Annotated in this window: 22 protein-coding genes and 1 riboswitch; of the genes, 9 read left to right on the forward strand and 13 right to left on the reverse strand. The window is 74.6% G+C overall.

All coding sequences use genetic code 11. From position 1 onward, the window contains the following. Positions 1 to 121 precede the first annotated feature (121 nt). The 3 genes from ACI79Y_RS09505 (at position 122) to ACI79Y_RS09515 (ending at position 4,169) form a co-directional block, all read left to right on the forward strand. Entirely contained in the window at positions 122 to 1,303 is a 1,182-nt protein-coding gene (locus ACI79Y_RS09505) for an HD domain-containing phosphohydrolase (protein ID WP_457158238.1), read from the forward strand. Next, a complete protein-coding gene (locus tag ACI79Y_RS09510) occupies positions 1,303 to 3,312 on the forward strand; it encodes a PAS domain-containing sensor histidine kinase (protein ID WP_457158239.1) in 2,010 nt (669 codons plus the stop codon). Before ACI79Y_RS09505 ends, ACI79Y_RS09510 begins: the two co-directional genes overlap by 1 nt. A gap of 116 nt (positions 3,313 to 3,428) precedes the next feature. Next, on the forward strand, positions 3,429 to 4,169 hold the full coding sequence (locus ACI79Y_RS09515; RefSeq protein ID WP_457158240.1) for a GAF domain-containing protein: 741 nt from the start codon (positions 3,429 to 3,431) through the stop codon (positions 4,167 to 4,169). Positions 4,170 to 4,175: 6 nt separating this feature from the next. On the opposite strand, the gene ACI79Y_RS09520 is transcribed toward ACI79Y_RS09515, so the two are convergent. Then, on the reverse strand, positions 4,176 to 4,853 hold the full coding sequence (locus ACI79Y_RS09520; RefSeq protein ID WP_457158241.1) for a hypothetical protein: 678 nt from the start codon (positions 4,851 to 4,853) through the stop codon (positions 4,176 to 4,178). Positions 4,854 to 4,872: 19 nt separating this feature from the next. Between ACI79Y_RS09520 and ACI79Y_RS09525 the strand changes: the two genes are divergently transcribed. Continuing rightward, entirely contained in the window at positions 4,873 to 5,175 is a 303-nt protein-coding gene (locus ACI79Y_RS09525) for a hypothetical protein (RefSeq protein WP_457139518.1), read from the forward strand. A 57-nt stretch (positions 5,176 to 5,232) separates the two neighbouring features. Next, positions 5,233 to 6,498 (forward strand): PP2C family protein-serine/threonine phosphatase, encoded by a 1,266-nt coding sequence (locus ACI79Y_RS09530; RefSeq protein ID WP_457158242.1) that lies wholly within the window; start codon positions 5,233 to 5,235, stop codon positions 6,496 to 6,498. Between the two features lie 4 nt (positions 6,499 to 6,502). Here ACI79Y_RS09530 and eutC read toward each other — a convergent pair whose 3' ends face one another. The 4 genes from eutC to ACI79Y_RS09550 all read right to left on the reverse strand — a co-directional run bounded on the left by eutC (position 6,503) and on the right by ACI79Y_RS09550 (position 11,737). Continuing rightward, positions 6,503 to 7,306 (reverse strand): ethanolamine ammonia-lyase subunit EutC, encoded by an 804-nt coding sequence (eutC, locus tag ACI79Y_RS09535; RefSeq protein ID WP_457158243.1) that lies wholly within the window; start codon positions 7,304 to 7,306, stop codon positions 6,503 to 6,505. Beyond that, positions 7,303 to 8,712 carry an ethanolamine ammonia-lyase subunit EutB gene (locus tag ACI79Y_RS09540; RefSeq protein WP_457158244.1) on the reverse strand — a complete coding sequence of 470 codons (1,410 nt, stop codon included), beginning with the start codon at positions 8,710 to 8,712 and terminating at the stop codon, positions 7,303 to 7,305. Before ACI79Y_RS09540 ends, eutC begins: the two co-directional genes overlap by 4 nt. Further along, positions 8,709 to 10,121 (reverse strand): ethanolamine permease, encoded by a 1,413-nt coding sequence (eat, locus tag ACI79Y_RS09545; protein ID WP_457158245.1) that lies wholly within the window; start codon positions 10,119 to 10,121, stop codon positions 8,709 to 8,711. The genes ACI79Y_RS09540 and eat overlap by 4 nt, the downstream gene beginning before the upstream one ends. A gap of 197 nt (positions 10,122 to 10,318) precedes the next feature. Continuing rightward, positions 10,319 to 11,737, reverse strand: a complete 1,419-nt coding sequence (locus ACI79Y_RS09550) for an MFS transporter (protein WP_457158246.1) — start codon at positions 11,735 to 11,737, stop codon at positions 10,319 to 10,321. Between the two features lie 207 nt (positions 11,738 to 11,944). On the opposite strand from ACI79Y_RS09550, the gene ACI79Y_RS09555 reads away from it, so the two are divergent. Further along, positions 11,945 to 12,907, forward strand: coding sequence for a hypothetical protein (locus ACI79Y_RS09555; protein WP_457158247.1), 963 nt, complete (start codon positions 11,945 to 11,947; stop codon positions 12,905 to 12,907). Between the two features lie 6 nt (positions 12,908 to 12,913). Here ACI79Y_RS09555 and ACI79Y_RS09560 read toward each other — a convergent pair whose 3' ends face one another. The 5 genes from ACI79Y_RS09560 to ACI79Y_RS09580 all read right to left on the reverse strand — a co-directional run bounded on the left by ACI79Y_RS09560 (position 12,914) and on the right by ACI79Y_RS09580 (position 18,746). Then, entirely contained in the window at positions 12,914 to 13,522 is a 609-nt protein-coding gene (locus ACI79Y_RS09560) for a TIGR03086 family metal-binding protein (RefSeq protein ID WP_457158248.1), read from the reverse strand. Beyond that, a complete protein-coding gene (locus ACI79Y_RS09565) occupies positions 13,519 to 13,935 on the reverse strand; it encodes a hypothetical protein (RefSeq protein WP_457158249.1) in 417 nt (138 codons plus the stop codon). The genes ACI79Y_RS09560 and ACI79Y_RS09565 overlap by 4 nt, the downstream gene beginning before the upstream one ends. 4 nt (positions 13,936 to 13,939) lie before the next feature. Then, positions 13,940 to 14,098 carry a hypothetical protein gene (locus ACI79Y_RS09570; RefSeq protein ID WP_457080599.1) on the reverse strand — a complete coding sequence of 53 codons (159 nt, stop codon included), beginning with the start codon at positions 14,096 to 14,098 and terminating at the stop codon, positions 13,940 to 13,942. Positions 14,099 to 14,130: 32 nt separating this feature from the next. After that, complete coding sequence (locus tag ACI79Y_RS09575; protein ID WP_457158250.1) at positions 14,131 to 15,093, reverse strand: siderophore-interacting protein; 963 nt, start codon at positions 15,091 to 15,093, stop codon at positions 14,131 to 14,133. Positions 15,094 to 15,290: 197 nt separating this feature from the next. Then, positions 15,291 to 18,746, reverse strand: a complete 3,456-nt coding sequence (locus tag ACI79Y_RS09580; RefSeq protein ID WP_457158251.1) for a TM0106 family RecB-like putative nuclease — start codon at positions 18,744 to 18,746, stop codon at positions 15,291 to 15,293. 129 nt (positions 18,747 to 18,875) lie between these two features. On the opposite strand from ACI79Y_RS09580, the gene ACI79Y_RS09585 reads away from it, so the two are divergent. Further along, positions 18,876 to 19,889: a LacI family DNA-binding transcriptional regulator gene (locus ACI79Y_RS09585; RefSeq protein ID WP_457158252.1), complete on the forward strand. Its 1,014-nt coding sequence runs from the start codon at positions 18,876 to 18,878 to the stop codon at positions 19,887 to 19,889. 12 nt (positions 19,890 to 19,901) lie between these two features. Here the strand turns inward: ACI79Y_RS09585 and ACI79Y_RS09590 are convergent, their stop codons facing one another. The 3 genes from ACI79Y_RS09590 to ACI79Y_RS09600 all read right to left on the reverse strand — a co-directional run bounded on the left by ACI79Y_RS09590 (position 19,902) and on the right by ACI79Y_RS09600 (position 24,007). Next, complete coding sequence (locus ACI79Y_RS09590) at positions 19,902 to 21,119, reverse strand: acetyl-CoA C-acetyltransferase (protein ID WP_457158253.1); 1,218 nt, start codon at positions 21,117 to 21,119, stop codon at positions 19,902 to 19,904. A 127-nt stretch (positions 21,120 to 21,246) separates the two neighbouring features. Next, positions 21,247 to 22,032 carry an SDR family NAD(P)-dependent oxidoreductase gene (locus ACI79Y_RS09595; protein WP_457158254.1) on the reverse strand — a complete coding sequence of 262 codons (786 nt, stop codon included), beginning with the start codon at positions 22,030 to 22,032 and terminating at the stop codon, positions 21,247 to 21,249. Positions 22,033 to 23,680: 1,648 nt separating this feature from the next. Next, positions 23,681 to 24,007, reverse strand: coding sequence for a hypothetical protein (locus tag ACI79Y_RS09600; protein WP_457158255.1), 327 nt, complete (start codon positions 24,005 to 24,007; stop codon positions 23,681 to 23,683). Between the two features lie 146 nt (positions 24,008 to 24,153). On the opposite strand from ACI79Y_RS09600, the gene ACI79Y_RS09605 reads away from it, so the two are divergent. Both ACI79Y_RS09605 and ACI79Y_RS09610 read left to right on the forward strand, forming a co-directional pair. Then, a complete protein-coding gene (locus ACI79Y_RS09605; RefSeq protein ID WP_457158256.1) occupies positions 24,154 to 24,363 on the forward strand; it encodes a hypothetical protein in 210 nt (69 codons plus the stop codon). Positions 24,364 to 24,367: 4 nt separating this feature from the next. Continuing rightward, a riboswitch (TPP riboswitch) is annotated at positions 24,368 to 24,476 on the forward strand. Further along, the gene (locus tag ACI79Y_RS09610) at positions 24,467 to 25,477 is read left to right on the forward strand and encodes an alcohol dehydrogenase catalytic domain-containing protein (RefSeq protein ID WP_457158257.1); all 1,011 of its coding nucleotides are present in this window, start codon (positions 24,467 to 24,469) and stop codon (positions 25,475 to 25,477) included. It overlaps the preceding riboswitch by 10 nt. Positions 25,478 to 25,497: the final 20 nt, after the last annotated feature.

Raw genomic sequence — 25,497 nt, forward strand, 5'->3', positions numbered from 1 at the left:
CAGGTCACCCGTGCGGGTCACCCCGGCCCGTGCCGACTCCAGCCGAGCCTGAGCGGTACCGAAACGATCGTGTACGCCCATTCAGGCGGCTCGACCGCATCGGCACCGGAGGCACCTCCCCATGACCCACCTCTCCGCAGCGCCGCAGCGCGCCGGGCGCGACTCCTCGTCCATCCTGCTGGTGGACGACGAGGTCGCGATCCTCGACGGCCTGCGCCGCCAGCTGCGCAAGCAGTTCACGGTGCACACGGCCACCGGTGGGGCCGCCGCCCTCGAACTGCTCGAGACCGAGTCCGTGCACGTCGTCGTCTGCGACATGCGCATGCCCGAGATGGACGGGGCGACGTTGCTGTCCCGCATCCGCGACCGGCACCCGGAGATCGTCCGCGTCCTGCTCACCGGCCAGGCCGACACGCAGGCCGCCATCGCTGCGGTGAACGAGGGGCACGTCTACCGGTTCCTCACCAAGCCCTGCCCCCCGGACGTCCTGCTCGAGGAGCTGGACAACGCGGTGGAGCTGAACCGGCTGATGACCGCGGAGAAGGAGCTGCTGGCGACGACCCTGCGGCGCACCGTCGACGCACTGGCCGCCACGCTCGCGATCGCCCAGCCCACCGCGTTCGCACGGACCTCGCGGGTCACCCGCACCGTCCTGGAGCTGGCGGAGGCGCTCGAGGTGGAGGACCCCTGGGAGATCGAGATCACCTCGATGCTCGGCGCCCTCGGCGTGGTGAGCATCCCCCCGTCGGTCTTCGCCAAGATCGACGGCGGGCGGCCGCTCGACGAGGAGGAGCAGGCCATGCTGGGCCGGATCCCGCAGGTCAGCCGTGACCTCGTCGCCCGCATCCCGCGGCTGGAGCACGTGGCCGACGCGATCGGCTGGCAGCCGTTCCGCTACGACGGCCGCGGCTCGGGGACCGGCGTCCCCGTGGGTGCGGACCTGCCCGTGGCGTCCCGGGTCCTCAAGGTGGCGGTGGACTTCCACATGGGCCTGGACCGGCGCCCCTCGGTGCAGGACTCCATCGCCGCGCTGCGGGCCGACGCCGGTGCCTACGACCCCGAGGTGCTCGACGCGCTCATCCGCTGCCATGCGACCGAGGAGGCAGCCGCGGTCCCCTACGAGGTCACCGTCGCCGAGCTGCGCCCCGGCATGCTGGTGTTCGACGACGTGACCACCACGTCCGGCGTCCTGCTCGTGGGCCGCGGGACGACGGTCACCGAACCGCTGGTGCACCGACTGGAGAACTTCCTCCAGCAGGGGCAGATCACCGGCCGGCTGCTCGTCATCGGGACCGGTGCCTGATGACCGACGCACGCACCGCCGAGCTGACGGCCGCTGTCGAGGAGGCGTTGGTGCCCCGGACACACGTGCGGGCGCTGCTGGACGCCTGTGCCGACGGCATCTACTCCATCGACGCCGACGGCGTCTGCCGCTACGCCAACCCGGCCGCCGCGGCAGTGCTCGGCCACCACCTGCACGACCTCGTGGGCGCGCAGCTGCACTCGCTCATCCACCACTCCCGCCCGGACGGCTCACCCTTCCCCTTCCACGAGTGCCCCCAGCGCCAGGTGGTCACCGACGGGATCCCCTTCGTCGACGAGGACACGATCGTCTGGCGGGGCGACGGCTCCCTGATCGCGATCGAGGGCCGCAGCCTGCCGGTGCTGGTCGACGGCCGGGTCGTCGGCGCGGTCAGCAAGTTCAGCGACGCCACGCGACGGCGCGAGAGCGACGCCCAGCTGGGCGGGGTGCTGGCCACCACCGGTGACGGCTTCGTCGGCATGGCCCACGACGGGACGATCAACGCCTGGAACGGCGCGGCACGGTCGCTGCTGGGCTGGTCCGCCGAAGAGGCGCTCGGGCAGCCACTGCTGGACCTGATCGTCCCTCCCCGACTCCGCCACGAGTACCGGGATGCCCTGACCCGGCTCCACGAACTGGACGACGCCGAGCTGCCGCTGGGCCCGATGGAGATGCGCGCCCAGCACCGGGACGGCCGGCAGATCGAGATCGAGCTGACCGTGGGACGGATGCGGTGGGGCGGCACGTGGCGGTTCCACGCCTTCCTGCGGGACATCAGCGGGCGGCGCGCCGCCGAGGTCTCGCTGGCCCGGTCGGAGGCGCTGCACCGGCTGCTGGCCGAGAACAGCGGTGACCTGATCAGCCAGCACGACCCGGACAGCACCATCCGGTACGTCTCCCCGGCGATCGCCTGCGTCCTGGGCATGAGCCCCGAACAGGTGATCGGCACGCGTGCGCTGGACCTCGTGCACCCCGACGACCTCGGCACCCTGCTGCACAGCGACGGGCAGTTCCGCGCCGACGCCGGCCGTGGCGAGCTCACCTTCCGGCTGCGGCACCGGGACGGCCACTGGGTGTGGGTGGAGGCCATCTCCTCCGTGCTGCGCGACGCCGACGGCCGGATCGCCGAGGTGCAGATGTGCACCCGGGACATCACCGACCGCAAGGCCCGCGACGCCGAGATGCACCGGGAGTCCAAGCTCGAGTCGCTCGGGCGGCTGTCGGCGGGGCTGGCGCACGAGATCAACACCCCGATCCAGTACGTCGGGGACAACGCCCGGTTCCTGGCCGACGCGTTCGCCGACCTCATGTCGATGCTCGTGCTCTACCGCGGGATGCTCGACCGCGAGGAGCCGATGGAGTGGTCCGAGCGGCAGGCCCGGATGCGGGAGGCCGAGGAAGGCGTCGAGTTCGACTACCTGCAGGAGGAGGTGCCCAGCGCGGTCGCCCAGACGCTGGCCGGGATCGACCGGGTGGCGACGATCGTCCGTGCGATGAAGACCTTCAGCCACCCCGGGCACGCCGAGCACGTGCCGGCGGACCTGAACGAGGCGCTCGCCGCGACGGTGACCGTGACCCGCCACCAGGTGAGCAGCGTGGCCGACCTGGAGCTGGACCTCGGTGCGATCCCGCCGGTGCGGTGCAACATCGCCGACCTGAACCAGGTCTTCCTCAACCTCATCGTGAACGCCGCCGACGCGGTGGAGGAGACCGGCCGCCGCGGGACGATCGGCATCAGCACCGCCGCCGAGGGCGAGCAGGTGGTGATCCGGATCAGCGACACCGGCACCGGCATCCCCGACCACGTACGGGCGAAGATCTTCGACCCGTTCTTCACCACCAAGGACGTGGGACGCGGCACCGGCCAGGGGCTCCCGCTGGCCCGGGCGGTCGTCCAGGAGGCGCACGGCGGCACGCTGACCGTGCGGTCCGAGCCGGGGGCCGGGAGCACCTTCACCGTGCGGCTGCCGATCCTCGGCGCGCGGCCGGAGGAGCCCGTGGCCGCCTGACGGTGGGCCGGCACCCGACCGGCAGCCAGCGGCATCGTCGCGCCGCCGTGGTCTCCCCGGGACGGCGCGGTCGCGGTCGGGTGGACCGGGGGCGCGGCTACCAGGAGGCTGGCCGGGTGAGCCTGGCGGAACGCTTCTCGGCAGCCCTGGCCGCCGAGACGCCGGGTCCGGCCGGCGCCGGCGAGCTGGAGCTGCTGCCGGACCGGCTGGCGCGGGCAGCCGCGCGGGTGCTGGCCGTCGACGGCGTCGGGTTCAGCGTGCGGGCCGGCGCCCGGGGCCGCACTCCGCTGGGCGCGAGCTCACCGGAGGCGGGCCGGGCCGAGCGGCTGCAGTTCACCGCCGGTGAAGGGCCGTGCGCGGCGGTCTACGGCACCGGGCAGCCGGTCTTCGCGGTGTCGGCGGACCTGCACCGGCGCTGGCCCGCCTACGCCGACCTCGTGCTCGCCGGCACCCCGTTCCGCGGCGTCGTCTGCCTGCCGCTCCGGTCCGCGCTGACCGGCGTGGGCGTGCTCGACGTCTTCCTCGCCGATCCCGAGGACGTGCCGCGGCTGGACGTCTTCGACGCGTTCGCGGTCGGCGCGCTGATCACCTCGGCGCTCGGTGACGCGGCGCTGTGGTCGTCCTGGACGGCGGAGGACGGCCCGGGCTGGCTGCACACCCCGGCGGCCGCCCGGCGAGCGACGGTCTGGGAGGCGGTCGGGCGGTCCGCGACGGCGTGGGACGTCGATGCGCCCGCGGCGCTGGCCCTGCTGCGGGCGCACGCGTGGGGCACGGGGCGGTCGGTGGACTCGGTGGCCGCGGACCTGCTGGCCGGGCGGCTCACCCCCGCCGACGTCGCCGGGCGTCTCCCGGACTGACCGGCGTCAGCGGCAGGGGGCGTCGAGCGCGACGTCGACCCGGATCTCCGGGCCGAGCTGGGCGTCGACGAGCTCCAGGGCGTCGCCGGACCAGAAGCTGCCCGGGTCGTAGGAGTTCAGCGGCCGGTCGGCGGGCAGCAGCCCCATCGCGGTGTAGGTGGCGGCGACCAGCTCGGCGCAGAAGACGGTGTCGTTGGTCTCGTGCCGCCGCAGCCGGCCGTTGACCCAGCCCCGGGCCAGCCCACGGGTGGTCGGGAACGGCTTGCCGTCCAGCCGGGCGACGGTGCGCAGCACGGCGTCCTCCATCGCCCGGGTCACCCCGCCGTCGTCGGCGGGGCCGACCAGCTGGCGCAGCCAGGCCTGCTGCCCGTACCGCTTCCGCCAGACGCAGACGGCGTCGGCGAGGTCGTGCAGCTGCACGCCCCGCTGGTGCCGCCCGGTCCAGACGTCGGCCAGCGAGTGACCGAGCTCCGCGTGCCACAGCAGCGGCGGCAGGTCGTCGAGGACGACGGCCATGCCGACGTGGTTGACCGGGGCGTTGGTGACCGTCTGGACGGCGCGGTCGGCCAGCGAGCCACCGCGGAACACCCACACGTCGCCGGTCCGGGTCAGCTCGCCGGCCTCGTGCAACGAGAGGGCCCGCGCGGAGGTGCCGCGCACGAACCCGGTGCGATTGTGAGCCACGCCACTACGGTACGGGGTCATGCGGGTCGGGAAGCTGCTCGGAGTCGCCGGAATCGCCGGGGTTGCCGCCACCGGAGCGGTGCTGCTGCGCCACGAGCGGCACCGCCGGTCCTACACCGCGGAGGAGGTGCGGGCCCGACTGCAGGGCCGGGTGGCCGAGGCGGAGGCCGCTCCCGCCGATCCGGACATGGTGCCGGACTGGCCGGCCGAGGTGCAGCGGCCCCAGCGGCACCCGATGGAGGCGCTGCTCAGCTCGGTCATGCGCATCGGTCCGCTGCGCCGGCTGCCCCGGACGACCCCCGCCGACCCCGCGGGCGTGTGATCGCGCCTTCACCGACGGTCGTGTTTGCCCCGCCTGCCCGGCGATCATGGTCTTCGAGTGACGAACGGCGACGGCTTCGGCGAACCCGGACGGCAGCACCCGAGCACCGAGAGCGTCGGTGAGCGGCTGCTGGGCGCGCTGCTCGACCGGGCGCACCTCATCCCCCCGCGGCTGGTGGGCCCGCTCGTGGCCCAGGAGGCGGGCGTCGCCGGCGCCCGCGACGTGAGCATCCACCTGCAGGACTACGACCAGGTGTGGCTCCAGCCGCTGACCGGCCGGGGCCTGGTCGGCGACCCGGTGCGCATCGACGGCAGCGACGTCGGGCGGGCCTTCACCACCAACGCCCCGGTCGAGGTGCGGCAACCCGGCGGTGCGGTGCGGCTGCACCTCCCGATGCTCGACGGCTCCGACCGGGTCGGGGTGCTGTCGCTGACCCTGCCCCGCCTCGACGACCACGACCGCCGGCTGGCCCAGCGACTGGCCGGGCTGGTGGCCGACATGGTGGTGACCAAGTCCGACTACACCGACACCTTCATCCAGGCGCGCAAGACCCGGCCGATGACCCTGGCGGCACAGCTGCAGTGGCAGACCCTGCCCCCGCTGATGATGACGACCCCGGACATCGACCTGGCCGGGGTGCTCGAGCCCGCCTACGAGGTCGGCGGGGACGCCTTCGACTACGCCCTGAACGAGCACCTGCTGCAGCTGGCCGTCGTCGACGCCATGGGCCACGGCCTCGACGCGGCGACCATGGCCACCGTCGTCGTCGGCGCCCACCGGCACGGGCGGCGGGCCGACGCGCCGCTGGACGGGATCTACGCCGAGATGGACCAGGTGGTCGCCGACTCGTTCCCGGGCCGGTTCGCCACCGCCCAGCTCGGTCGGCTGGACACCCGGACCGGGGAGTTCACCTGGGTCAACGCCGGCCACCCGGCCGCCCTGTGGGTGCGCCGCGGCCGCGTGATCGGCGAGCTGACCGGTCCGGTCAGCCGGCCGGTGGGCCTGGGTGCCGGACGCCCGCAGTCGCGGTCGGTCCGTCTGGAGGCCGGGGACCGGCTGCTGTTCTTCACCGACGGGGTGGTCGAGGAGCGGCTCGACGGCGGGGAGCAGTTCGGGGAGGCCCGGCTGCAGGCCCTGCTGGAGGAGCACACCCGCGCCGGGCTGAGCTGCGCGGAGACCGTGCGCAGGCTGTCGCACGCCCTGATGGCCGCCCGCGCCGGGCGGACCAGCGACGACGCGTCCCTGCTGCTCGTGGAGTGGAAGAACCCGCCGCGGGACGACGAGCTGGACCCCGGGATCCCGGAGGCCACGCCGGCGGACTGACCGGTCAGCCGGCCCCCGGTGGCAGCGCCGCGCCCTCGTCCTTGAGGACGACGCCGGAGGCGCCCAGCTGCCGCGCGGCGTGCAGCAGTCCGGCCAGGGTGTCGGCCGCCTGCGCGTAGCCGAGCCCGTGCGGCGGACGGACGTTGGAGATGCAGTTGCGCTCGGCGTCCGCCCGGCCCGACCGCGGGCCCCAGGTCAGGTAGAGGCCGAGGCTGTCGGCGGAGGAGAGCCCGGGCCGCTCCCCCACCAGCACGACGACGGCCGCCGCGCCGAGCGCCGCCCCGATCGGATCACCCAGGGCCACCCGCGCCTGGGCGGCCACCACGAGCGGCGCCACCGACCAGCCGGGCAGCCGGTCCAGCACCGCGGCCACGGTGCCGGCCGCGTGCTCGTGCACCGCCCGCGGGGAGAGTCCGTCGGCGATCACCAGCGCCAGGTCGTGCGCACCGCCGGGCAGCCGGGTGTCGGCGGCGAGCTGCCGGCCGAGGTCCGGCCGCTGCAGGTAGGTGGCCCGGTCCGGGGCGGCGCTGCGCACCTCCAGCACGTCCAGGCCGACGCCGGCCGCGGTCAGCGCGGCGCGCAGCCGGCCGCCGTCCAGCGGGGTGTGCACGGCGTCGCGGGCGGCGGCGTGCGCGGCGCGGAACTCCAACTCCCGGGCGGTGGGCAGCGCGTCGCCGGCCCGGCCCAGCGCCACCCGCGCCCGGGTCGCGTTCCGCAGCACCCCCCACGGGTCCCCGCCAGCACGGCCATTCTGGCGGTCAGCAGGTTCGCCAGAGTGGCCATTCTGGCGGGCCTCGGGGGTCGTCATCGGGCGGCCGCCAGCAGGGCCCGGGCGGCGGGGGCGTCGGGGGGCAGCTCCCGCACCCGGCCGGCGTCGTCGAGCAGGTCCATCCGCGCCAGCCACGCCTCGAACTCCGGCGCTGGCCGCAGGTCCAGCACCGAGCGGGCGGTCAGCACGTCCTGGAACGACAGCGACTGGTAGTGCAGCATCACGTCGTCCGACCCCGGGACGGCGATGACGAAGGCGCAGCCCGCCGCGCCGAGCAGCAGGGTGAGGGTGTCGGTGTCGTCGCCGTCGACGTCGGTGTGGTTGGTGTAGCAGACGTCGACGCCCATCGGCAGGCCGAGCAGCTTGCCGCAGAAGTGGTCCTCCAGCCCGGCGCGCACCACCTGCTTGCCGTCGTAGAGGTACTCCGGGCCGATGAACCCGACGACGGTGTTGACCAGCAGCGGCTCGAAGTGCCGGGCGACCCCGTACGCGCGGCACTCCAGGGTCTGCTGGTCGACCGGGCCGTCGACGCCGTGGTGCGCGTCGGCGGACAGCGCCGAGCCCTGGCCGGTCTCGAAGTAGGTGACGTTGCGCCCGACGGTGCCCCGACCCAGCTCCAGCGCGCCGGTCCGGGCCTCGGCGAGCAGGTCGAGGGTGACGCCGAACCCACGGTTGCCGGCCTGGGTGCCGGCCACCGACTGGAACACCAGGTCGACCGGGGCGCCCGCCTCCAGTGCCCGCAGCGTCGTCGTCACGTGGGCGAGCACGCAGGACTGGGTCGGGATCTCGTAGCGGCTGACCACCGCGTCGAGCAGCTCCAGCAGCGCGATGGTCTGCGCCGGGGAGTCGGTGGCCGGGTTGATGCCGATGACCGCGTCGCCGCAGCCGTGCAGCAGCCCGTCGAGGACGCCGGCGGTGACGCCGACGGGGTCGTCGGTGGGGTGGTTGGGCTGCAGCCGGGAGGCGAGCCGGCCCGGCAACCCCAGCGTGCTGCGCAGGCCGGTGACCACCCGGGTGCGGCGGGCGACGGCGACCAGGTCGGCGTTGCGCATCAGCTTGGACACCGCCGCGACCATCTCCGGGGTGAGGCCGCGGGCCAGGGCGGAGATCGCCGCCTCGTCCCGCTCCGCCGCGCGGGCCAGCAGCCAGTCGCGGAACTCCCCCACGGTCAGCGACGCGACCGGGGCGAAGGCGGCCGGGTCGTGGGTGTCCAGGATCAGCCGGGTGACGTCGTCCTCCTCGTAGCCGACCACCTGCTCGGTGAGGAAGGTGGCCAGCGGCAGGTCGGCCAGCACGTGCTGGGCGGCGACCCGCTGCGCCGCGGACTCCGCCGCCACCCGGGCCAGCACGTCACCGGAGCGGTGCGGAGTGGCCTTGGCCAGCAGGTCGGCCAGCGAGGCGAACTCGAAGGTGTGCCCGCCCAGCGTGGTCCGGCGGACGGTCATCTCACCTCCTCCTCCGCGGCGGCCAGCAGCTCGAACTCCTCCTCCGGTGCGGAGGCGACGAGGTGGTGGCGGCTGTAGAGGGCGAAGTAGGCCATGAAGGCGAGGAACGCGCCGAGGGTCCAGAGGGCGGCGGTGCGGTCGACGAGGAAGGTGGCGATCACCGCGGCGGCGGCCAGCACCAGGGCCACGCCGGTGGTGACCGTGCCGCCGGGCGTGCGGTAGGGCCGCGGCAGGTCCGGCTCGCGGCGGCGCAGCAGGATGTGGCTGACCATCATCAGCACGTAGGACACCGTGGCGCCGAAGACGGCCATGTTCAGCAGCATGGCGCCCTGCCCGGTCAGCGAGAGCACGAAGCCAATCACGCCCGGGACGAGGAGCGCGAGCATCGGCGCCTTGCGCCCGTTCGTCACCGACAGGGCACGGGGCAGGTAGCCGGCCCGGGACAGCGCGAAGGTCTGCCGGGAGTAGGCGTAGATGATCGAGAAGAAGCTGGCGACCAGCCCGACCAGGCCGGCGTAGTTGATCACGGTGGCCAGCCAGCTGGCCGACCCGGCCACCTCGAGCGCCTCCACCGGCGGGTTGCCGCTGGCCGACATCGTCTGCGCGCCGCCGGCCCCGGCGGTGAACACCAGCATGAGCACGGCCAGCACCAGCAGCAGGCCCATCGCCGCGACGATGCCGCGCGGCATGGACCGAGCCGGGTCGCGGGCCTCCTCGGCGGCCAGCGGCACGCACTCGACCGCGAGGAAGAACCAGATGGCGAACGGGAAGGCCGCCCAGATGCCCATCAGGCCGAAGGGCAGGAACTCCGAGGCGCCGGCGGCGTCGGTGGGCGCGATGTCGGTGAGGTTGCCGGCGTCGAAGGCGGGCACCGCCCCGACCAGGTAGAGCACCAGCCCGGCCACCGCCACCGCGGCGATCCCCAGCATCACCTTCAGCGCCTCACCGACGCCGAGCAGGTGGACGCCGATGAACAGCGCATAGGCCACGAGGTACACCCACCAGCCGTCGGTGATGCCGAACAGCCCGAGCGACTCCACGTAGGCGCCGATGAAGGTGGCGATCGCGGCCGGGGCGATCGCGTACTCGATCAGCACCGCGACCCCGGTCGCGTAGCCGCCCCACGGGCCCAGCGCCCGGCGGGCGAAGGTGTAGCCGCCGCCCGCGGTGGGCAGCGCCGAGCCCAGCTCGGCCAGGCCGAAGACCATCGCCGAGTACATGACCGCCATGAGGACGACGGCGATCAGCAGCCCGCCGAACCCGCCCTCGGCGAGCCCGAAGTTCCAGCCGGCGTAGTCGCCGGAGATGACCGCGGCGACACCGAGCCCGGCCAGCAGGACCCAGCCCGCCGTCCCGCCGCGGAGCTGCCTGCGATCGAGGTAGCCGGCGTCGACCGTCTCCGCCTCCACCCCCCGCCCAGGTCCGTGCGGTGCTCGGGCGGGTGCGGGTTCGACGGTCATCGCGGTCCTCCGGCTCGTGGCCCCGGGTGAGGCGGGAGCCAGCGTGTTCTCCCCGCCCCCGCCGGTCAACGGGGTGCGAGAGATCGGAACACCGAGTTCACGCACGGCTCGACGGACCCGCGGTCGGCGCGATGGGCGAACCCCGGTCAGCCGACCTCGAGCAGCTGCAGGTCCCGCACGTAGCTGCAGACACCGACGTGCGCGCGGACCGCGGCCGGGCGCAGCACACCTCCGACCGGACGCAGCACGACCGCCACCGGACGCCGCCCGAACAGCACCGGCTGCGCCCAGCCCCGCCGGGGCAGCACCGGGCGCCGCACCTGCTCGCCCTCGACGCCGAGGACGAGCACCGCAGCCAGCACCGCCACCCCCGCCACCGTGCCCAGCGCCGCGGGCAGCCCGGCGTGCTCGGCGAGGAAGCCGATCACCGGCGGGCCACCGAGCAGGCCGGTGTACCCGACCGTGGTGGACAGCGCCACGCCCGAGGGGCCGCCGAGCGCACCGGCCCGGGCGATCGCCAGCGGGAAGACGTTGGCCAGCCCGAGACCGACGACCACGAAGCCGGCCAGCGCGACCGGCAGCGACGTCGTCGTCACCGCGGCGAGGGCGCCGGCTGCGGCCAGCAGCGAGCCACCGACCAGCAGCCGCCGCTCGCCGAGAGCGAGCACCAGCCGGCCGCCGGCCAACCGGCCGGCGGCCATCGCGGAGGAGAAGCCGGCATACCCGGCGGCCGCGAGTGCGGGCGCGGCGGACAACTGCTCGCGCAGGTGCAGCGCGCCCCAGTCGCTCAGGGCGCCCTCGCCGTACGCGGTCGCACCGGCCACCGCGCCGAGCAGCACCAGGACACCGGTCGGCCGGCGCCCACGCGTGACGTCGGCGACGTCGGCGAGCGGGTCGGCCACCGGCTGGACGACGTCGCCGCGGACGAGCACCGGTCCGGCCCACGCCATCGCGACGAGCCCGGCGATCGCCACGGCGGCCAGGTGCGGTGCCACGCCGGTCACGGCCGAGGCCAGCCCCCCGATCAGCGCACCGAGCAGCCCGCCACCGCTGAAGGCCGCGTGCAGGCCGGACAGCAGCGGTCGGCCGGCCTGCGCCTCCACCCGCACCCCGACACTGTTGGCGGCGACGTTCACCGCACCGGTGACGGCACCGAACAAGAGCAGCCCGGCGCACAGGGCCGGCACCGAGCCGGCCAGCCCGGGCAGGACGGCGCTGACGCTGGCGGCCACGCCGGCCAGCGCCGCCACCCGCCCGGTGCCGAACCGGGCGCACAGCCCGCCGGTGGCCTGCATGCAGGCCAGCGCGCCCAGCGAGAGGCACAGCAGCGCGACGCCCAGGGCGGTGTGGCCCGCGCCGGTGGCGGCGCTGACGTCGGGCACCCGGGCGGCCCAGCTGCCGAAGACGAAGCCGTCGAGGCCGAACAGGACGGCGACGGCGACCTGCATCCGGCGCAGCGTGGGCGGTGCCGCGGGCGGGGCGGAGAACAGCGCGGCCCGGCTCGCCGCCGAGCGCAGCAGAGCGGGGGCCCGGTCGCGGAGACGGGTGGGGGCAGGCAGGACCATGGCAGACCTTCGGGGAGTGGACGCGCAGCACCGCGGAACGGCTGGCGGGGGTCGGGGAGCACACGACCTCGGGCGCTGTCGTCCACGGTGCCACCCGGACGGGTGCGCTGTGCGTCCTGACGTGGTGAGAGCGCCCACGGTGCCGCCCCACCGGGCCCATCCGGCCCTGCGGTTGCCGGTCGCCGGATCCCCGCGCAGGGTCAGGGCATGACCGGGATCTTCACCCGCGGCCTGCTCGCCGGCGCCGCCGGGACCACCGCCCTCAATGCCGTCACCTGGCTGGACGTGGTCGTGCGCGGCCGCCCGGCCAGCGACCTCCCCGCGCAGACCGCCGATGCCCTGGCTTCCGCGGTCGGGACGCCGATCCCCGGCAGCGGCCGGGAGCGGGAGTCCCGCCGCACCGCGCTGGGCGCCCTGACCGGGATCGCGAACGGCATGGCGTTGGGCGTCGTGTCCAGCGTCGTCCGGTCCGCCGGTGTGAAGCTGTCCTTCCCGGTGGGCGCGGTGGTCAAGGGCGCCGCCTCGAGCGCGGCCACCAACGTCCCGGTCGGCGCGCTGGGGGTCGACGACCCGACGACGTGGAGCCGCCGGGACTGGGTCGCCGACGCGCTTCCCCACCTGGCCTACGGGGCGACCGTGCAGGCGGTGGTCTCCGGGCTGCCGACCCCGCGGGAGCGCGTGCTCCCCCGGCAGAGGGCGCGCGCCGGGCTGGTGTGCCGATCCCTGCTGCTCGGGGTGGCCACCGGTGGCCGCAGCTCGCTCGGCATCGCCGCCCCGACGGTGACGGCGCAGGACACCGGGGCGCTGAAGAAGCTGGCCTCCCTGGCGTCGGTGGGCGGGGAGGTCTACGCGGACAAGCAGCCGGGCGTCCCGGCGCGCACCAGCGCGCAGGCGCTGCCGGCCCGGCTGGTCAGCGGCGCCGGTGGCGGGGCGCTGCTGGCCCGGCGTGCCGGGGCCAACGCCGCCCTGCCGGCGACCGCGGGGATCGCCGGAGCGCTGGCCGGCTCCTACGGCGGTGTCGCCTGGCGGCGCTGGGCCGGCCGGCTGATGCCCGACTGGCAGGCGGCCGTCCTGGAGGACGCCGCCGCTGTGCTGCTCGGCCTCGCCGCGTGCCTGCCGGGGCGGCGCCGGTCGACCCGGCTGAAGGTGGTCCGCCTCCCCGCGCGCTGATCGCGGTCAGCGCGCGGGAGCGCGGCCGGTCAGCGCCAGCGCCCGGTCCAGCGGGTCGGCGTCGGCCGGCACCGGGACGGCGGGGCCGTACCAGCCGCCGTCCCGGCCCATCGGCGCGAGCTGCTCGACGGCAGCGAGGGTGGCCCGGGCCAGGCCCGCCGAGACGAACAGCGGCGCGTCCACGGCCATGGCCAGGTCCCAGCCGTGCAGCACGAACTCGGTGAGCATCAGCGACCCCACGACGGCGCCGGGCAGCGGGGCGCCAGCCAGCACCGTGTCGCCCTCCCACGCAGCCGGGTCGGCCCAGGCGTCGGCGGCGGCGTCGAGCTCCGGGACGATCGCCGCCGCCCACTGCTCGGGGAGCAGCCCGTCGAGGAAGGGCGCGGGCCGGCCGGGGGCCGGCGGGTCGAGCGGCATCCGGGTGGCCGACCGCTGGGCGATCAGCGCCGCCCAGGCCAGGTGGTCCAGCAGCGCGCGGACGTCGAAGTCGGCGCACGGGGTGCGGGCGGGCAGGTGCTCGGGGCGGACGGCGGCCAGCGCGGTGGCGGCCAGGTCGGCGGCGGATCGGACGGCGGCGGGTCGGTCGGTCAGGGGCCGAGCGGCGGGGTCGGTCACGGAGCCTGGTCCTGCCCGGCAGCGGAGTCTGCCGCGGCCAGCAGCCAGCCGGGGCCGGTGACCCGGGCCGCCGCCGGCAGCCGCGCGCGCAGGCCGCGGTCGGCGGTCACCACGAGCAGGTCGTCGGCCTCGTCGGCGAGTTCCCCGGCGGTGGCGGCGAGCGCGTCGTCCCCGCTGCCCGCGGCGCGGACGAGCCGCATCCCGACCGGTGCGTCGACGTCCCGCGCCTGCCCCTCGACGACGGCGACCAGCTCGGTGACGGTGACCTGCCCGCCGTCCGGTGCGTCGAGGGTCGCCGTCCGCAGGGCGGCGAGCCGGTCCAGCAGCCGGGCCGTCGCACCGGCGCGGTCCCGCCACCAGCCGTCGGGGCGGGAGCCGAGCACGTTGGCGACGTCGACCAGCAGCACGGTCACCGGGTCAGCCCCGCCGGGAGGAGCCGAGCACGGCGGTGCCGGCGGCCACGGCCAGGGCGACGACGGCCAGCCAGAACAGCCCCTTGAGCACCCACCCGACCACGGTCAGCGCGATCCAGACGAGCACCACCAGGGCCAGCAGGAGCAGCAGGGTCCGCAGCACATCCCGACGGTAGAGCACCGGGGCGGCTCCGCTCAGCCGCCTTCCGCCGCGCCGATCCGCCAGTAGCCCATGAACGCCACCGAGGTGCGCGGGACGCCGAGGTCGCGCACCAGCCGGCGGCGCAGCTTCTTGACCATCCCGGCCTCCCCGGCGAGCCAGGCGTAGCAGCCGTCGGCGCCTGCCTCAGGGACCTCCCAGAGGATCCCGCTCTCCAGGTCGACGTCCTCGGGCTCCTGACCGGCGGTGGGCTTGGCGACGCCCAGCTCGCACAGCGCGGCGTGCACGGCCGGGCCGAGCGCCTCGCCGCGGGCGCGCCCGCCGCGGACCAGCCAGCGGACCTCCACCCCGGCCGGGACGGTGAGGGAGAGGACGTCGCCGGCGACCGGGACCTCCAGCACCGCGATCGTGCGGCGGCCGGCGGGCAGCGCCTCGACGATCGCGCTGATCGCCGGGACCGCGGTCTCGTCGCCGGCCAGGAAGAGCGTGCCGTCGGCCGGCGGCGCCCACTCGACACCCCAGGCGCGGCCGGTGCCCGGCCGGTCGGGGCCCAGGAGAACGACCCGGTCGCCGGGGACGGCGGCCGCGGCCCAGGAGGCGGCCGGGCCGGCGTGGCCGTCGTCGATGCCGTGCAGCACGACGTCGACGTCCACCTCGCCCAGCTCCGGACGGGCGTCGCGCACCGTGTAGGTGCGCAGATGGGGCCGTCGGTCGTCGGGCAGCGCGCAGTAGTCCTGGTACCAGCCGGGGCCATCGGTGAGCAGCTCCTCGGCGGGGGCGCCGTCGCGGGAGATGACCAGCTTGATCCGCTGGTCGGCCCCGCCGACGCCGAAGCCGGTCAGCGCCGACCCGGCCAGGGTGAGCCGCAGGAAGGTGGGGCTGATCCGCTGGACGCGCGCGACCCGCACGGGGAAGAAGCGGTACTCGGGAGCCGCGGCCGGGGCGGAGGCCGCTGCTGAGGCAGTGCGGGCGGGACGTTCGGTCGTCGCCGTGCTCATGGTGCTCTCCCGGTTCGGCAGACCGGCGCTTCCGCGACCGGACATTGGTGAGGCTAGCCTAACCAGCCCGTCCGGGGGAACCGCCTGCCCGGAGCCGCTGTCCCTCGGTCTCTGCCCCGCCGGCTGCTGCACAGCCCCCGCCGCCCACCGCTGAACCTGCACGGTCCAACGTCGCCCCCCTTCCGGACCGCCCGCGTTCAGCGCTCCCCGGCCACCGAAGGTCGCGGCGGCGGTGAGCCGGTGGCGACCTCCACCAGCCGGCACAGGCCGTTGACCAGCCGGAGCTGCTCGGGGGTGTGCACCGGCGAGGTGAGCAGCGCGGGGCTGCCCACCAGGTAGGCGACGGTCTTCGCCCGGGACAGCGCGACGTTGAGCCGGTGCCGGTCGAGCAGGAACTCCAGCCGGCGCGGCACGTGGGCACCGCTGGACGCCGCCAACGAGAACACCGTCACCGCAGCCTCGCGCCCCTGGAACTTGTCGACGGTGCCGACCTCCACCCCGCCGAGCCCGGCGGCGGCCAGCGCGCTGCGCACCTGGTTGACCTGCGCGTTGTACGGCGTGACCACGAGGACGTCGGCCTGGCCCATCACCCGCTCCCGGCCGCCCGCCCGCCAGGGACGGCCCATCAGGTCACCGACCAGCTCCGCGACGACCGCGGCCTCCTCGGCCGAGGCGGCGCCGTTGCCCTCGTGCACCACGGGGATCCAGCCGACGCCGGCGGGCGCCGCCCAGCGTGGTGGCGCATCGAGCGCGTTGTCGGCGGTCACCCACGCCGGCTGCAGCTGCCCGTCGTAGGCGAGGGCGCTCACCACCGAGCACAGGGCGGGCGCCATCCGCCAGGAGCGGTCGAGGAAGACGCCGCGGTCGGCCGGGAGCACCTCGTCGGCGCCGAGCACGTGCTCGAGCGCGGAGACGTCGGCGCCGTCGGGGTGGATGCCCCGGCCGGGCTGCCGCAGCTGCTGCGGGTCACCGAGCAGCAGCAGGTTCCGGGCGGCGCGGCTGACCGCCAGGGTGTTGGCCAGCGACAGCTGACCCGCCTCGTCGACCACCAGCACGTCGAGCCGGCCGGCGAGCTCCTCGCGGGCGAACAGCCACGAGGTGCCGGCGACCAGGTCGACGTCGCCGCCGTCCAGGGCGTCGACCACCTGACCGTTGGTGCCGACGCACTGCACGTCGCGGTCGCGGCAGCGCTGCACGTCGTCGGCCTTCTGCAGCGCGCGGACCGGGGTACCGGCCTCCCGGGCGGCGGCCATCACCGCGTCGAGCAGATTGCCGATCACCTTGTGGCTGGAGGCGGTCAGCCCCACCCGCCGGCCGGCCCGGATCAGGTCGACGACGGCCCGGGCGCCGGTGTGGGTCTTGCCCGCACCCGGCGGCCCCTGCACCGCCAGCACGCCGCCGTCGAGGGCCGCGGCCAGCCGGCGCACCGCGGCACCCGGCTCCTCCCCTGGCTCACGCAGCCGGGTACCGGTGACCAGCCGGGGCGGACGCCGCAGCAGCAGGTCACGGGCGGCTCGGTGCGGGCCGTCGGCGTCGATGCCGCTGGCGGCGACCTGCTCGCCCAGGTCGGCCAGCGCGGCCCGGAACAGCGCATCGCTGGGCGGGGCGGTCGGCAGCAGGCCGGTCGGGTGCTCGGCAGCCATCGCCGTTCCGCGGGCGAGCACCACCCAGCCGGCGGTCGGGTCGACGTCGACGACCGTGCTGGTGACCCGCGAGCCATCGGCGGCGGGCAGCAGGTGCTCGAACCGGGAACCGGCCGACACCTTGGTCTCCTGCGGTGGGAACGTGTAGCGCCAGTGCTGCGAGCGCCGCTGGGCACCGAGGAACTCGGCGTCGGTCAGCGGCCCGAGCGCGGCGGTCTCCCGCTCGAGGTCGTCGGCGGGGAGGTCGTGCAGGCGGAAGTACTCCCACCAGGCCGACCGCGCCTCCCGCGCGTGCCAGCCCAGCTGCTGGGCGAGCAGCCAGGTCGCCTCCTCCTCGGCCCGGCGCCCGGCCGGCGGCAGCCCGGCGGTCAGCCGCTCCTCGAGCTCCTCGCGCACCACCTGCGCCGCGACGGCCTCCGCGGACGCGTCCGGGTCGCCGTCGGCGGGCCGGCGCAGCTCCGCGCCGGAACGGAGCAGTTCGGTGCGGCGCTCCTCCAGCCAGTCACGTAGCTGCCGGGTGGAGACGCAGTCGTCGCGGTTGTAGTGCTCGATCTGGTCCAGCAGCCCCTGGTCGCGGGTGGCCAGCCAGCGCTCGAACGCGACGATGCTCTCCCCGGCGTCGGAGACCTCGGCACCGTGGGCGCGGGTGGAGCCGCGGTAGTAGTCCTCGACCTGCTTGATCGAGTACGACTCCTTGCTCAGCCGCAGCCCCTGCCGGACCACCGCGTAGAGATCGACCAGGACGTCGGCCCGCAGCAGCCGGTCGACCTCGGCCTCCCGGGTGCCCAGCCGGGCGGAGAGCGTCTTCAGCCGGGTCGGTTCGTAGGGCGCGTAGTGGTAGACGTGCATCGTCGGGTCGGCGGCGTGCGCCGCGATCAGCTGGTCGACCAGCGCCTCGAAGGCCCGCTGCTCGGCGGCCGCGTGCTCGTTCCCGGTGGGGTCGCAGCCCCAGTGGGCGGTGAACCCGCCAGAGGTGTCGAGGACCCCCCACAGGTACTCCAGTCCGGTGTCGCCGGCGAACGGGTCGCCCTCGATATCGAAGAAGAGGTCACCGCGGCTCGGCGCGGGCAGCAGCTCGAACCCGCGGCCGGGCTCGCGGGGCAGGAACTCGTAGGAGGGCCGGCCGGTGTCGCGCTCGGCCACCTGGAGCCGCGCCTGCTGGGTGAGCCGCTCCCGGGAGGTGCGGCCGATCGCGTCGGGCAGCTCGTCGGGGCCGCGCTCGGCGAGGGCGCGCACCGTGGGGATCCCGGCGTCGGTCAGGGCGAGGGCGTGGTCGCGGCGCATGAACGCCACCAGCGACAGGGAGTCCTCGCCGCGCCAGCGTTCGGTGCACGTCTCCCGCCACGGGCAGACGCCGCAGTGCGCGTTCGGGTAGGGCGGCGCCAGCTCGCCGTCGTCCAGCCGGCCGAGGAAGCGCTCCCGGGTGCTGCGGGTGTACGCCTCCGCGTCGGCGTGGCGGAAGACGAGCTCCTGCTGGTCGCCGGTGATGACGGTGAGCAGCTCGGGCGGGGTGCCCTGCAGGGACGCCAGCAGGTCGCCGTAGAGCGCCATCTGCAGGAGGGCGGGGACCTTGATCCGGCGGGCCAGCTTGGTGTCGGCGACGTCGTAGGCCCAGGGGCCCAGGTCGCTGACCCGGTCGGTGCGTTTGAGCAGGAAGTCGGCGTGCCCCCGCCAGGTGCCGTCGGTGAAGGTGGCCTGGTAGACGACGTCGGCGCCGGCGCGCATCGCGGCGAGCGTCTCGGCCTGGGCACGGCGCAGGGCCGCCGGGTCCTTGCCGGTGGGGGCGGCGATCTCGGCGACGGACAGCCCGCGGTCGCGCAGCCGCTGGAGGTGCCGGGCCTCGTGCTCGATGCCGTGGGCGGCGACCAACTCGGTCATCGGGTCGACGGCGGGAGACCGGGCCCGCTCGCCGCGGGCCACCTCCAGCGAGAGCCGGGTCAGGTGCTCGCACTCCAGGAAGCCGGTCAGGTCGCTCGCGCTGACCACCAGCCCGCCGTCGATCTCGTACACCGCGCCCCCCGTTCCCTCCCCCGGCGGAGGAGCTGCCGACGACGCTAGGGGCAGGGTCCGACGGTTCCAGCTCCGGGCGTCTCCGGGACTGACGGAACGATCATGAACCGGTACCTATAGTCATGAGTCGTGTCTGCCACGCTGTCCTCCGTCGCGGCCTACGCGGGGGTCAGCACCAGCACCGCCAGCCGGGCGCTCTCCGGTCACCCCGCGGTGCTGCCCAGCACGCGGGCCCGGGTCGAGGCCGCCGCCGCCGCACTGCAGTACCACCCGAACCGGATGGCCAGCGCGCTGCGCACGCGGCGCTCGGGGCTGCTCGGCCTGGTGGTCAACAACCTGCGCAACGCCACGTTCCACACCATCGCGGAAACGCTGCAGAACTGGGCCGCCGGGCATGGCTACCAGGTGCTGGTCTGCACGACCGGTGGTGATCCGGCCCGCGAGGCGGCATTCCTGCAGACGGCCCGCGCCCACCACTTCGACGGGCTCGTCGTCGCCGGATCGGGGTCGAACACCGAGCTGGTCAACGCCCTGGTCGCCGACGGCCGGGCAGTGGTGACGATGAACCGCGAGGTGCCCGGGTCGCTGGCTCCGTCGGTGATGTCGGACTACCGCACCTCGACCCGGCTGGGCACCGAGCACCTGCTCGGGCTCGGTCACGTCCGGATCGGGGTCGTGGGAGGCCAGCCCCAGGCGACCTCCGGGCAGCTCGGCGACGCCGGCTTCCGGGAGGCGATGGCGGCGGCAGGCGTTCCGGTCGATCCGGAGCTGGTCCTGCGCGGGCCGTTCGTTGCCGACTTCGGCCAGGAGGCGGCGACGGCGTTGCTCGGGCTCGCCGCGCCTCCCACGGCGCTGCTGGTCAGCAACCACGAGGCGTCCCTGGGCGTGCTGCAGGTGGTCGCCGCGTCCGGCGCCCGGGTGCCGGACCAGCTCTCGGTGATCTGCACGGAGGACGAGCCCTCGTGGGCGTGGTGGACCCCGCCGATCACCACGGTCGACAACCGTGCCCCGGTGCTCGCGGAGCGAGCGGCGGCCGTGCTGCTGGCGCAGCTGACCGGCACCGAGAGCGCCTACCCGGTGAGCCGGGAGGAGCTGGTCGAGCCCGTGCTGGTCGAGCGGGCGTCGACGGCACCGCCCGCCTGAGGGACCGCGCCCTCAGCTCACCCGCTCGAAGACGGCGGCCAGGCCCTGGCCGCCGCCGATGCACATCGTCTCCAGGCCGTAGCGGGCCTCGCGCCGGCGCATCTCGTGGGCCAGGGTGGCGAGGATGCGGGCGCCGGTGGCGCCGACCGGGTGGCCCAGGGAGATGCCCGAACCGTTGACGTTGACCCGCTCGCGGTCGTCGGGACCCAGCCCCCAGGCCTGCAGGCAGGCCAGCACCTGGCTGGCGAACGCCTCGTTGAGCTCGATCAGGTCCAGATCGGCCAGCGTCAGACCGGTGCGCTCCAGGACGGCGGCGGTCGCCGGGACCGGGCCGATGCCCATCGTCTCCGGCGGCACCCCGGCCACCGACCAGCCGACCAGCCGGACGAACGGCTCCCAGCCCCGCCGGTCGGCCTCGGCCCGGGTGGTCACGACGCACGCTGCGGCGCCGTCGTTCTGCCCGGAGGCGTTGCCGGCGGTGACCGTCGCCTCGGGGTCGACCCGGCCCATCACCGGCCGGAGCTTCGCCAGGTCCTCCATGGTCGTGTCCGGCCGGGGGTGCTCGTCCTCGAGGACGACGCGGGCGGGGGTCTTCCGCGTGCCGGGGACCTCGACGCCGATGATCTCGTCCTTGAACCGGCCCTCGCGGATCGCGGCGCCGGCCGCCTGCTGCGAGCGGAGCGCCCACGCGTCCTGCTCGAGCCGGTCGATGCCGTGCTCGCGGCGCACGTTCTCCGCGGTCTCCAGCATGCCGCCGGGCACCGGGTGGTCGACGCCGCCAGCGGTCTCGCGGGCACGGGCCAGACGATCGTGCAGCATCACGCCGTCCCCCTTCGCGCCGGTGCGCAGCCCGAGTGCGTAGTGCTCGACGTTGCTCATCGACTCCACGCCGCCGGCGATGACGACCGTCCCGGCGCCCGAGGCCACCTGCATGGCCGCGTAGATGACCGCCTGGAGCCCGGAGCCGCAGCGCCGGTCGAGCTGCAGCCCGGGCACCTGGACACCGAGGCCCGCGTCGAGGGCGGCGATGCGGCCGATGGCCGGGTTCTCACCGCTGGGGTTGCAGTGGCCGAGCACGACGTCGTCGACCTCGCCCTCGGCCAGGCCGGTCCGCTCGGCGAGGGCCCGCAGGGTGGTGGCGGCGAGCTGGTTGGCGCTCAGGCCGGCGAAGACGCCGCCCATGCGGCCGACGGGCGTGCGCACCGGGGAACAGATGACGACGTCGTCCATGCACCCACTGTGCCAGCCCTCCCCCGCCCCGGCGCTGTGGCGGCGTCCGCTCAGCGGAAGCCCGAACCGGACGACGCCCCTCCCGGCGGACCGGGAGGGGCGTCGCGTGGAGCGGTCGAGCGGGAGGTCAGTCGCGCGGCTTGGCCATCGCCTCGTGCGCGGAGGTCTTGAAGGCATCCGGCAGGACCTTGTTCATCGCGCCCTGCGCCTTGGTCATCAGCGAGGCGGCGACGACCTGCTTCTCCCCCTTCATCATGGCCTCGAAGCCCTGCTCGGCGACCTCGGCGGCGCCGTCCTTGGGGCCCTTGCCCATGGCGGTGTCCTCCAGGTCGGCCCGCCGGAAGAAGTCGGTGTCCGTGGGGCCGGGCATCAGCGAGGTGATGGTGACGGCGGAGTCCTTGAGCTCCTGCTGCACAGCCTCGGTCAGCGACTGGACGAAGGACTTCGAGGCGTTGTAGACCGGCTGGTAGGCCCCGGGCATCGTCGAGGCGATCGAGGAGGTCACCAGCACCCGACCCTCGTTGCGGCCGGTCATCTCCACCAGCACCAACTTCAGCAGCGCGGCGGTGGAGACCACGTTGAGCTGCATGACCTCGAGGTCGTCGGCCCAGTCGGTGTCGACGAAGGCGCCACCACGGCCGACGCCGGCATTGAGCGCGGCAGCCCGCAGCGGCCGCCCGAGGCCCTGGACCCGGGTCCACAGCTGCTCGATGCCCTCCGGGGTGCGGAGGTCGGCCTGGACGGGGATCACCTCGGTGCCCTCGGCGCGCACCTTCGCAGCGGCGGTGTCGATGGTGTGGTCCTCGGCGTTCACCACGACGTCGTAGCCGTGCTGGGCGAACTGCTTGGCGAGCTCCAGCCCGATGCCGCTGGAGGCGCCGGTGACCAGGGCGAGCGGCTTGGTCTCAGTCATGGGCGTGCGGATACCCCGACCCGGTGGAACGGAACCGTGCGCCGGGCAGGCCAGCTCCGCCCCGGCTGTCTCCTCGTTGAGGTGACGGCAGCGATGCTGTGGACGAGCACACAGCGGCGTCCACGACCGGCTGGCTGCATCCCGGACATCGTCTGGCGGATGCCGACCCCGCAGTGGGTCGCGCGAAGACGAGCCTCGCTCCGTCGACGAGGAACGCTGTCGGCTCCTAGTACGGGGGTAGTGGGGCCGACTCGTCCGGCGTCCCCAGCTCCCACTCGCGGTCGTCGACCGCATGCTCTTGAGCCCGTTGTGCTCGACGGCCTGGGTCATCGTCGCGTGCCGCACCGTCCGGGTCAGCTCCGCCTGAGCACAATTGACCACCCGCACCAGCAGCGCCGTCCGGTCCAGCACCGCCCCGTCGGACAACCCGTGCAGCTCATCGGTCGCCAGCGCGTCCAGTGCCGAGCACAACCGCACCGCGAGCGGACACTCCGGGTCATCGGCAGGGAGTCCGGCCACCACGTTCGGCGCAGGGGCGCCCATCGTCCGTGCGTCGCCCACGGACACCTCCCGGCCGCTCGAACGGATCCGGGGCTGGCAGCAACAACCCAGCCAGGGCGCTGGCACGGAGGATCCCGGCGAGCCTGACCGGGTCAGGAAGGCCGAGCAGGTCGAGGAGAAGCAGACGAACTAGCCGTGGGACGGGTGGGCCGGCCGCGCAGACGTCGCAGGCCTGATGCCGAATCGGATGGTGCCCGAGATGGTCGGGTCCCTGCAACGACTTCTAGGTTCAGCCTCGGATGGCGAATACATGGCGCCGACCGCTCAACTTGGGCGACCCGCGGAGAGCACTTTGACTAGAACCCAGTGCGCCTAGCTCGCCTCTCCAAGAGTTCCGCAAGCAACCACATGGCGAAGGTCAGCAGAGACGCCACGACGGCGACCACGAATATAATGTTCAGCCACGATGGGACGGTGTTCTCAAGTGCGTTGCACTGAATCCCAAAAGGGAATACTCCGTCGTCTGCATTAGGATGTTCAATCCGGTAAGAGTCATCCCAGCGAGTTGCTGCAGCGGCGCATGAGTCATCCGCGCCGGTTAGATTGAGGGTCCTCCAAATCCCATAGGCTCCAAGCCCGACTGCTAACAATAAGGTGCTGGCCGCTGTGTACAACAAGACCGCCGGTCGTCGCAGCAGGGATGAAACGGTCATGGCGCAAGCGTATAGCTGGCAGTTGCTGGCCAGTCATGCCGACAGGGTCACGGCGAGGATGGCGAGCCGGCACAGAAGAGCAGTACGCCCGCGTTCAAGGCGTTCGAGAACCAGTCGTCGTTGCCCTGGCCAAACCCTGCGGCTGCCTCATCGACGAACACGCGGCCACACTGCACAGACCGCCCAAGTTCTCTCGTCCCCAAGCCTCCGCCGGTTTCATCCCCGTGGCCCCGGCGGAGGCCCAGCCCGCCCCGGATCGATCAGGCCCTCCCGCCCTCGTCTCTGCCCGCGCGGGTTCGCCCCGGCTCGGTTTCCCGGGTCACGCCGTTGACGCCGAACTCGCGTGGTGTATCGAGCCAGTCGAGGAGCACTACGCCGATCTGAACTCCACTTGCGTTTCGCCCTCGGACCCTGCCCAGCTGCGCGTCGCCATCTCAGAGCGGCGGGAGGACCATCACCGCGGTTTCGGTACGGAACACCCCGTAGTCGTCGGTGTCGATACCCTGCGGCAGCAGTGTGCCGACCGGTAGCCGGGTCACCTGCGCGTCGCGCGAGTCTAGAACGGTGACCAGGTCACCCTTCTCCAGCTTCCCGTTGCCGTGGGCCTGGTCATCGATTGCCGAGTACAAGTGCGGCTGGACCAGCGGATTCGGATGGGGTGTCAGCGGGTCGGCGACCTCGACCCGCCACTGGTTCACCCCGGTCAGGGTCGTCGACTCGATCACCGGCGGTCCGCCGGCCTCCATCAGGTAGGACGCCACCCCGAACTCCGTCAGCTCCCAGGTTGTGTTCGGGAATCACCGAACCTGGGCGCCGACCACCACCCGAATTCGCGAGTCACAACCCTGTCCACAGACGCATGACCGGCCTTGACAGGCACGTCGGCGGCGCCCGGCAGACTGCGCGGATGACCGATGCGACGACCCCGATGATCTGCTCGGGCAAGGGCTGCACCAACCAGGCCCGCTGGCGGCTGGTCTGGAACAACCCGAAGCTGCACACCCCGGACCGGGAGAAGGTCTGGACGGCCTGCGACGACCACCGGGAGTCGCTCTCCCATCACCTGGCCATCCGCTCGTTCCTCCGCCGCGTCGAGCCGCTGGAGGACGCCGGGTAGGTTCTCCGGTGCACACGGGAGCCCGGGCGCGGGCTGAGACGGCGGACGACCCCCGCCGACCGTCCAACCTGATCCGGTTCGTACCGGCGGAGGGAGCTGCCCGATGCTCGCTGCCCGTTTCCACGCGGCGCACCAGCCACTGGCCCTGGACGACGTCCCGGTGCCCGAACCCGGCCCGGACGAGGTGCGCGTGCGCATCGGTGCCGCCGGTGTCTGCGGCACCGAGCTGCACTTCACCGACGGGCTCTACGAGCCGGCGAAGAAGCCGATGACGCTGGGCCACGAGGCCGCCGGCACGGTCGAGGCGGTCGGCTCCGCGGTCACCGGCTGGGCCCCGGGCGACCGGGTGGCCGTCTACTACTACCTCTTCTGCGGCTCGTGCCGCTGGTGCCTGCGCGGCCGGCAGAACCTCTGCCTGGCGCCGCGCGGTGTGCTCGCCTTCGCCGCGGACGGCGCCTTCGCCGAGCAGCTCGTCGTCCCCGCGCACTGCCTGGTTCGGCTGCCCGACGAGCTGTCGTTCGAGCAGGCCGCGCCGCTGTGCTGCGCCGGCACCACGGCCGTGCACGCGCTGACCGAGGCCGCCGTCGAACCCGGTGACCTGCTGGTCGTCATGGGCAGCGGCGGGGTCGGGCTGGCCACGGTGCAGGAGGCCCGCCGTCGGGGCGCGACCGTCGTCGCAGTCAGCCGGGACGACGCCCGGCGCGCCGCCGCCCGCGCGACCGGGGCGACGGCGGCGGTGGCCCCCGCCGACCTGGCCGACACCGTGACGCGGCTGTCCGGCGGCCAGGGCGCCGACGTCGTCGTGGAGCTGGCCGGCGTCTCCGCCACGCTGGAGCTGTCCACCGCCGTGCTCGGCCGGCGCGGCCGGCTGACGTTGGTCGGGTACAGCGCCGACTCCCTCACCGTCAGCCCGCTGGCGATGGTCGTCGCCGAGCAGCGGGTCATCTCCAGCGTCGGCAACACCCTCGCCGAGCTGGAGCAGGCCGTGGCCCTCGCCGCGGCCGGCCAGCTCGCTCCCCCGGTGGCCGGGACCCTGCCGCTGAGCCAGGTCAACGACGCGCTCGACCGGCTGCGCACCGGCGACGTCGCCGGCCGGCTGGTGCTCACCCCGTAGCGGCCCGCGGGGCCGTGCCA

It is taken from the genome of Modestobacter sp. SYSU DS0875 (assembly GCF_054050915.1).